The 8,336-nt window shown below is 42.9% G+C and carries 7 protein-coding genes; all 7 read left to right on the top strand.

The genetic code is table 11. From position 1 onward, the window contains the following. A partial coding sequence (gene infB / locus LI149_RS14605; RefSeq protein ID WP_227143581.1) for a translation initiation factor IF-2 occupies positions 1-2,204 on the top strand: 2,204 nt, incomplete at its 5' end. Between the two features lie 41 nt (positions 2,205-2,245). Beyond that, positions 2,246-2,635, top strand: a complete 390-nt coding sequence (rbfA, locus tag LI149_RS14600; RefSeq protein WP_005336656.1) for a 30S ribosome-binding factor RbfA — start codon at positions 2,246-2,248, stop codon at positions 2,633-2,635. Continuing rightward, on the top strand, positions 2,613-3,578 hold the full coding sequence (locus LI149_RS14595; RefSeq protein ID WP_029730391.1) for a bifunctional oligoribonuclease/PAP phosphatase NrnA: 966 nt from the start codon (positions 2,613-2,615) through the stop codon (positions 3,576-3,578). The genes rbfA and LI149_RS14595 overlap by 23 nt, the downstream gene beginning before the upstream one ends. Then, positions 3,575-4,489, top strand: coding sequence for a tRNA pseudouridine(55) synthase TruB (gene truB, locus LI149_RS14590; RefSeq protein WP_117606084.1), 915 nt, complete (start codon positions 3,575-3,577; stop codon positions 4,487-4,489). Before LI149_RS14595 ends, truB begins: the two co-directional genes overlap by 4 nt. Then, positions 4,490-5,386 carry a bifunctional riboflavin kinase/FAD synthetase gene (locus LI149_RS14585; protein WP_227143580.1) on the top strand — a complete coding sequence of 299 codons (897 nt, stop codon included), beginning with the start codon at positions 4,490-4,492 and terminating at the stop codon, positions 5,384-5,386. 150 nt (positions 5,387-5,536) lie between these two features. Continuing rightward, entirely contained in the window at positions 5,537-5,803 is a 267-nt protein-coding gene (gene rpsO, locus LI149_RS14580) for a 30S ribosomal protein S15 (protein ID WP_005331040.1), read from the top strand. A gap of 357 nt (positions 5,804-6,160) precedes the next feature. After that, complete coding sequence (locus LI149_RS14575; protein WP_173789362.1) at positions 6,161-8,248, top strand: polyribonucleotide nucleotidyltransferase; 2,088 nt, start codon at positions 6,161-6,163, stop codon at positions 8,246-8,248. The last annotated feature ends 88 nt before the right edge of the window (positions 8,249-8,336 follow it).

Below are 8,336 nucleotides of genomic sequence, written 5' to 3'. Positions count from 1 at the left end.
GTAATCAGGGCGGACGTGATGACAGACGTGATAATCGTGGACGTGATGACAGACGCGATAACCGTAATCAGGGCGGACGCGATGACAGAAGAGATAACCGCGACAATCGTAATCAGGGCGGACGTGATGACAGACGTGATAATCATGGACGTGATGACAGAAGAGATGACAGACGCGACAATCGTAATCAGGGCGGACGTGATGACAGACGTGATAATCGTGGACGTGATGACAGACGTGACAACCGCAAGAACAGTCCGGCAATTCCAGAGCCAATCGTGGAAGGTCAGAAGCCACAGAGAAACAAAGGAAAAGGTAAGGATGACTTTAAGAAGAAAGATAAAGACTTCCGCCATGACGAAGACCGCGTAGGAAAAGGTAAGAAGGGCAAGAATGAGCCAAAGACTCAGCTTCAGAAACCAGAGAAGAAAGAGCAGAAACAGGAAGAGCAGATCAAATCTATCACGATTCCAGAGGTTCTGACGATTCAGGAACTTGCAGATAAGATGAAGATTGTTCCTTCGGTTATTGTAAAGAAACTCTTCATGCAGGGTAAAATCGTAACAGTCAATCAGGAAATTGATTACGAGACAGCTGAAGAAATCGCATTGGAGTTTGATGTTCTCTGTGAAAAAGAGGAAGTTGTTGATGTGATTGAAGAACTTCTTAAAGAGGACGAAGAGGATGAAAGCAAGATGAAAAAACGTCCACCTGTAGTCTGTGTCATGGGTCACGTTGACCACGGTAAGACTTCCCTTTTGGACGCTATCCGTCAGACAAATGTCATCGACCGAGAGGCTGGTGGTATCACACAGCACATTGGTGCTTCTGTTGTAGAGGTAAATGGAGAAAAAATCACATTCCTGGACACACCGGGACATGAGGCGTTTACAGCAATGCGTATGCGTGGAGCAAGTTCTACAGATATCGCAATCCTTGTTGTCGCAGCAGATGACGGTGTCATGCCACAGACTGTTGAGGCTATCAACCATGCAAAAGCTGCAGGTGTTGAGATTATTGTGGCTGTCAACAAGATTGATAAACCGAGTGCTAATGTTGATCGTGTAAAACAGGAATTGACAGAGTATGAATTGATTGCAGAGGACTGGGGTGGAAGTACTATTTTTGTTCCGGTATCTGCTAAGACAGGAGAAGGTCTGGAAGAACTGATGGAAATGATCCTTCTGACTGCAGAGGTTATGGAATTAAAAGCAAATCCGAACCGCCGTGCAAGAGGTCTTGTATTGGAAGCACAGCTTGATAAAGGAAGAGGTCCGGTTGCAACTGTACTTGTGCAGAAAGGTACACTCCGTGTCGGAGATGCAATTGCAGCAGGTTCTGCACATGGTAAAGTAAGAGCTATGATGGATGACAAGGGAAGACGTGTCAAAGAGGCAGGTCCATCTGTTCCAGTAGAGATTCTTGGACTTGATGATGTACCGAATGCAGGAGAAGTTGTAGTATGCTGTAAGAATGAAAAAGAGGCAAGAAGCTTTGCTGAGACATTTATTGCTCAGAATAAAGTGAAACTTCTTGAAGATACAAAGTCAAAACTTTCCCTGGATGATCTGTTTACACAGATTCAGGAAGGTAATTTAAAAGAACTTGATCTGATCGTTAAGGCTGATGTACAGGGATCTGTAGAGGCTGTAAAACAGAGCCTTCTGAAGCTATCTAACGACGAAGTTATTGTAAAAGTGATCCATGGTGGTGTTGGTGCGATCAATGAGTCTGATGTCAGCCTTGCATCTGCATCTAATGCAATTATCATTGGATTTAACGTACGTCCGGATGCAACTGCAAAAGAAACAGCAGAGCGAGAGGGCGTAGATGTACGTCTGTATCGTGTCATCTATAATGCGATTGAGGATGTAGAGGCAGCTATGAAAGGAATGCTTGATCCGGTATTCGAAGAAAAAGTACTTGGTCATGCAGAAGTGCGTCAGACATTCAAGGCTTCCGGTGTCGGAACTATTGCAGGTTCCTATGTACTGGATGGCTTGTTTGAGCGTGACTGCTCAGTTCGTCTGACAAGAGATGGAATTGTGATCTTTGAAGGACCGCTTGCGTCTCTGAAACGTTTCAAAGATGATGTAAAAGAAGTAAAAGCAGGCTATGAGTGTGGTTTCGTATTTGCAAACTTCAATGATATCAAAGAGGGTGACCTTGTAGAAGCCTTCAAGATGGTAGAGGTTCCAAGATAAGGGAAATCATGTGAAAAGCCTTCTCTTAGGAGGAATAGAAATTGAGAAAAAGAAGTATTAAGAATACAAGAGTGAACACTGAAGTACAGCGTGAACTCAGTGAGATTATCCGCCGGGGCTTAAAAGACCCGCGGGTAGCTCCGTGGACATCTGTTGTAGCAGTCGAGGTGGCACCAGATCTTAAGACATGTAAAGCATATATCAGCGTTCTCGGTGACGTAAAGGCGCAGGAGGATACGATCAAAGGACTGAGAAGTGCAGAAGGATTTATCCGCCGCGAACTGGCAAGAACTCTGAATATGCGAAACACTCCGGAGATTCAGTTCATTCTGGATCAGTCTATTGAGTATGGTGTTAACATGTCCAAGAAGATTGATGAAGTAACAAAAGATCTGAACACAGAAGGTGATGAAGATGTTGAATCTGAATAAGATTCTGGAACCGGCAAAAACAATCGCCATCGGAGGACATGTGCGTCCGGATGGCGACTGTGTCGGATCCTGTATGGCAATGTATCAGTATATCCAGAATAATTATCCAGACAAAGAAGTGGACGTTTTTCTGGAGGAAATCCCATCTACATTTTACAGAATCAAAGGGACGGATGAGATTTTACATGAGATTGACGAGAGTAAACATTATGATCTGTTCATTGTACTGGACTGTGGAGATACCGGAAGACTGGAGTTTTCTGTGCCACTGTTCGTAAGTGCAGGACATACACTTTGTATTGATCATCATGTCAGCAATATCTGTTTTGCACAGGATAATTATGTTGTACCAGATGCAAGCTCCACTTCAGAGCTTGTTTACAATCTGATTGATAAAGATAAGATTACAAAAGAGATTGCAGAAGCACTGTATCTAGGAATCGTACATGATACAGGAGTATTTCAGTATTCCTGTGCCGGACCATCTACATTTCGTGCGGCGGCAGAACTTCTGGAGACTGGAATTGATGCGGCAGATCTTATTATGGATACATTTTACGAAAAATCTTATGCGAGAATGCAGATTTTCGGACGTGCACTGGTGGAGAGCTTTTTGTTCATGGAAGGAAAATGTATCGTCTCCTATATTCGTAAGAAAGTCATGGATTTCTATGGTGTAAAGCCAAAAGATCTTGACGGGATCGTAAGCCAGCTCCGTAATACCAGAGGCGTGGAAGTTGCTATTTTTATGTATGAGCTGGATCAGAATGTATTTAAAGTCAGCCTTCGTTCTGGGAATGAAGTTGATGTAAGCAAGATTGCAGGATATTTTGGCGGCGGTGGACATGAAAAAGCTTCTGGAGTTACTATGACAGGTACGCCGCAGGATATTCTGAATAATCTGGCAGAGCGCATTGATGAGCAGTTGAAAGGACAGGCATGATACACGGAGTTATAAATGTATATAAAGAGCAGGGATTTACTTCTCATGACGTGGTTGCAAAGCTTCGTGGAATCGTGGGACAGAAGAAAATCGGTCACACAGGCACATTGGATCCGGATGCGGTCGGTGTGCTGCCTGTATGTCTGGGACGTGCAACAAAATTGTGCGATATGCTGACAGATAAAGACAAAGTCTATGAGGCTGTGATGCTTCTGGGTGTGGAGACAGATACCCAGGATACAACCGGACAGATACTAAAAAGCAGTGAGACAGACGAGATTACAGAAGAACAGGTCCGGGCTGCAGTTTTAGATTTTGTGGGGGATTACAATCAGGTTCCACCTATGTATTCCGCGCTTAAAATCAACGGCAAGAAGCTTTATGAGCTTGCCAGAGAAGGCAAGACTGTAGAGCGTGCGGCAAGACGGGTACAGATTTTCGATATTGAAATCCTAAGTATAGCATTGCCACGGGTGACAATGAAGGTTCATTGCTCAAAAGGAACATATATCCGTACACTGTGCCACGATATCGGGCAGAAGCTTGGATGTGGTGCATGTATGGAAAAGCTTACAAGAACAAAGGTAAGCAGATTTGAGATAAAGGACAGTCTGACACTTGCACAGATCGAGGTATTAAAGAAAGAAGACAGACTGTCAGAAATACTGGTTCCAATTGATCAAATGTTCGCAAATTATCCGAGCATTATTGTGTCGGGAGAAGCGGCGAGACTTGCGTATAATGGCAATGGGATCAAAGACAGAGATGTCCGGAAAGATGAAAATATTCTGGACGAAGCGTATGTCAGGGTATATGATGATGTAGAAGATTTTATTGGGGTGTATCAGTATCACGAGAAAGAACGTGAGTACCGGATACGGAAAATGTTTTATATAAAAGAGGAAAAATAGATGCAGTATATCAGAGGTCTTGAGCATTATGACAATGCCAGAAAGACAGCAGTGACATTTGGAAAGTTTGACGGACTTCATAAAGGGCATATGACGCTCGTTGACACAGTGAAAAAACTGCAGGACAAAGATGATGTAGATAGTGTAGTATGTGCGTTCGATATGGATTCACCGGCGCTATTGATGCTTCCGCAGGAACGGCAGATTCATCTGGAGGATGAGGTGGATTATCTAGTCGACTGTCCATTTACAGATGAAATCCGTCAGATGAGAGCTGAGGATTTTATCCGGAATATTATCATCGGAACATTTCATGCAGCTTATGTAGTAGTAGGTACAGATTTCCAGTTTGGATATAATAAGGAAGGAGATATCTATATGCTGGACAAGTTCCAGGAGAGATATGGATACCGCCTGATCGTTCTGGAAAAGATACGGTATGAGAATCATATTATCAGCAGTACCTACACAAAGAAGATACTGGGAACCGGAAACATGGATCTGGTCGGCAGACTTCTGGGTTATTCTTATGGAATCTGCGGCACGGTAGAGCATGGACATAAACTTGGAAGAACACTTGGATTTCCAACGATGAATATTGCATGGCCGAAGCGCAAGATTATACCGCCGAGAGGCGTGTATCTGTGCCGGGCGTATATAGACGGTTATGGATATAATGGTATTGCAAATGTGGGAGTCAGACCGACAGTATCCAACGAAGAAAAAGTGTGGCTTGAGACATTTTTATTTGATTATGAAGCAGATGCTTATGGAAAAGAAGTTATGGTGGAACTGATTGAGTTCGTCAGACCGGAGCAGAAATTTGAAAATAAAGAAGAACTGAAAGCGCGTGTGGATAAAGATATCGCCAGCGGCAGACAGTATTTTAAAATTTAAGCATTCAAATTTAAGCATAAAATTAGTGCTTTACAAGATAAAGTATATATGATATATTAGTCAAGTGAGTTAGCCGGTGTTCGGTAATAGGAATCTCCAACCGTTACTTAATACCAGGCGATATATAAGAATTTAAGGAGGAACCACAACATGGTAACAAAAGAGCAGAAAGAACAGATTATTGCAGAATATGGTAGAACAGCAGGGGATACAGGATCACCGGAAGTACAGATTGCTATCCTGACAGCTAGAATCAATGATCTTACAGATCATTTCAAAGCTAACCCGAAAGATCACCACTCAAGAAGAGGACTTCTTAAGATGGTAGGACAGAGAAGAGGACTTCTTGCATACCTTAAGAAGACAGATATCGAGAGATATCGTGCACTGATCGAGAAGCTTGGACTGAGAAAATAATTCAGCTATGTTTAGAGACGTTCATTTTATGGGCGTCTCTTTTTCTATAGTAGGAAATCGCATTTTCTAATATAAAAAAGCCCAAAATCCCCAAAAAGCCGATACCATGTAATATGAATTTTTATATGGCACATTTTATATATGTATGTTATAATATTAAAGATTATGGACGGGGATAACACTCCGAGACCACTGAAAAGGGTATTTGCTTCGATGAAAAGTACATTTTTCAGTAGTTTCGGTGTTCCCCGGCCGATGAATAATACATGAGATACCAAAAGTGAGAGAATACGAGAGCGTGGGATTTTCATATGGTATCCCGTGAGTTCAAGAGTAATAGAGAAAAAGGAGAACACTATGTACAAAAAGTTTGAGATGGAACTGGCTGGAAGAACTCTTCGCGTAGATGTAGACAGAGTTGCAAAGCAGGCAAATGGTGCTGTTCTGATGCATTACGGTGATACGACTGTTCTGTGTACGGCAACTGCATCTGAAAAGCCGAGAGAAGGAATTGATTTCTTCCCATTAAGTGTAGAGTACAATGAGAGAATGTACGCTGTAGGAAAGATTCCGGGAGGATTTAATAAACGAGAGGGAAAGGCATCTGAGAATGCAGTTCTGACAGATCGTGTTATCGACCGTCCGATGCGTCCGCTGTTCCCGAAAGATTATCGTAACGATGTAACACTGGAGAATCTGGTATTATCTGTAGATCAGGACTGCTCACCGGAGCTTACAGCTATGCTTGGTGCTGCAATTGCAACAACTATTTCAGATATTCCGTTTGATGGACCAATCTCTACAACACAGGTTGGACTTGTTGATGGCGAGTTTGTGATTAATCCGACTGCAGAGCAGAAAGCTGTATCAGATCTTGCCCTGACTGTTGCATCTACAAGAGAGAAAGTTATCATGATCGAGGCCGGTGCCAATGAAGTGCCGGAGCAGCAGATGATCGATGCAATCTTCGAGGCTCACGAAGTGAACCAGGAAGTGATCAAATTCATTGATACAATCGTAGCTGAGTGTGGAAAGCCAAAGCACTCATATGAGAGCTTTGCTGTACCGGAAGAGTTATTTGCAGCTATGAAAGAAGTGGTAACTCCAGAAGAGATGGAAGAAGCTGTATTTACGGATGACAAGCAGACTAGAGAAGAAAATATTCGTGTTGTTACAGAAAAGTTAGAAGAAGCATTTGCAGACAATGAAGAGTGGCTTGCAATTCTTCCGGATGCTGTATATCAGTACCAGAAGAAGACTGTTCGTAAGATGATCTTAAAAGACCACAAGCGTCCAGATGGAAGACAGATCGATCAGATCAGACCACTGGCAGCAGAGGTAGACCTGATTCCTAGAGTTCATGGTTCTGCAATGTTTACTCGTGGACAGACACAAATCTGTAATATCTGTACACTGGCTCCGTTATCTGAGGCACAGAGATTAGACGGACTTGACGAGGCAGAGACAATAAAGAGATATATGCACCACTATAATTTCCCATCATACTCTGTAGGCGAGACAAGACCTTCCAGAGGACCGGGACGCCGTGAGATTGGACATGGAGCGCTGGCTGAGCGTGCACTTGTACCAGTACTTCCAAGTGAGGCAGATTTCCCATATGCGATCCGTACAGTATCTGAGACATTTGAGTCCAATGGATCCACATCACAGGCAAGTGTATGTGCATCTTCTATGGCTCTGATGGCAGCAGGTGTACCAATCAAATCTGCAGTAGCAGGAATCTCCTGTGGACTTGTAACAGGTGATACTGATGATGATTACCTTGTACTGACAGATATCCAGGGACTGGAAGACTTCTTCGGAGATATGGACTTCAAGGTAGCCGGAACACATGAAGGTATCACAGCTATCCAGATGGATATCAAGATTCACGGATTGACAAGAGCCATCATTGAAGAGGCAATTGCAAAGACAAGAAAAGCAAGACTTTACATCATGGATGAGGTTATGTCCAAAGCAATCAATGAGCCAAGAGCTGAGGTCGGAGAATACGCACCTAAGATTATCCAGATGCAGATCGATCCTCAGAAGATTGGTGATGTTGTCGGTCAGAGAGGAAAGACAATCAATGCGATCATTGAGCAGACAGGTGTGAAGATTGATATTACAGACGATGGTGCAGTATCTATCTGCGGAACAGACGCAACAGGAATGGAGCAGGCAAGAAAGCTCATTTATACAATCGTTACTGACTTTGAGGCCGGACAGGTTCTGGAAGGAAAAGTCATCAGCATCAAAGAGTTTGGAGCATTCGTTGAGTTTGCACCAGGTAAAGAAGGAATGGTACACATTTCTAAAATTTCAAAAGAAAGAGTGAATCATGTAGAAGACGTCCTGACACTTGGCGATACAGTGAAAGTTGTATGCCTTGGAAAAGATAAGATGGGAAGATTCTCATTCAGCATGAAAGACGTAGCAGAATAAAAAAATTGTAAATTGGGGACGTAGTAAAATGTTAAAACAATGTCATTAAGTTAAGGATTTTAGTAGTGTGAAAAGTAGTTTTTTACTT

It is taken from the genome of Dorea sp. 210702-DFI.3.17 (genome assembly GCF_020560825.1).
GTDB classification, from domain to species: Bacteria; Bacillota; Clostridia; order Lachnospirales; family Lachnospiraceae; genus Dorea; species Dorea formicigenerans.
The sequence above is the reverse complement of the archived record's forward strand: the minus strand, read 5'-3'. Positions and strand labels throughout refer to the sequence as shown.